This window comes from Nocardia camponoti, from assembly GCF_014646135.1.
GTDB lineage: Bacteria > Actinomycetota > Actinomycetes > Mycobacteriales > Mycobacteriaceae > Nocardia > Nocardia camponoti.
Window position 1 is genome coordinate 1 of the sequence record NZ_BMMW01000012.1, and the last position, 641, is coordinate 641.

At 58.3% G+C, this 641-nt stretch carries 1 rRNA gene; it reads right to left on the reverse strand.

Features of this window, described 5'->3' with window-relative positions:
• Positions 1-641 (reverse strand): 16S ribosomal RNA (locus IEX78_RS24005); the annotation flags it as partial.

The window sequence follows — 641 nt, forward strand, 5'->3', positions numbered from 1 at the left end:
GCCCCCGTCAATTTCTTTGAGTTTTAGCCTTGCGGCCGTACTCCCCAGGCGGGGTACTTAATGCGTTAGCTACGGCACGGAGTCCGTGGAAGGAGCCCCACACCTAGTACCCACCGTTTACGGCGTGGACTACCAGGGTATCTAATCCTGTTCGCTACCCACGCTTTCGCTTCTCAGCGTCAGTTACTTCCCAGAGACCCGCCTTCGCCACCGGTGTTCCTCCTGATATCTGCGCATTTCACCGCTACACCAGGAATTCCAGTCTCCCCTGAAGCACTCTAGTCCGCCCGTATCGCCTGCAAGCTTGCAGTTGAGCTGCAAGTTTTCACAAACGACGCGACGAACCGCCTACAAGCTCTTTACGCCCAGTAATTCCGGACAACGCTCGGACCCTACGTATTACCGCGGCTGCTGGCACGTAGTTGGCCGGTCCTTCTTCTACACCTACCGTCACTTTCGCTTCGTCGGTGTCAAAAGCGGTTTACAACCCGAAGGCCGTCATCCCGCACGCGGCGTCGCTGCATCAGGCTTTCGCCCATTGTGCAATATTCCCCACTGCTGCCTCCCGTAGGAGTCTGGGCCGTGTCTCAGTCCCAGTGTGGCCGGTCACCCTCTCAGGTCGGCTACCCGTCGTCGCCTTG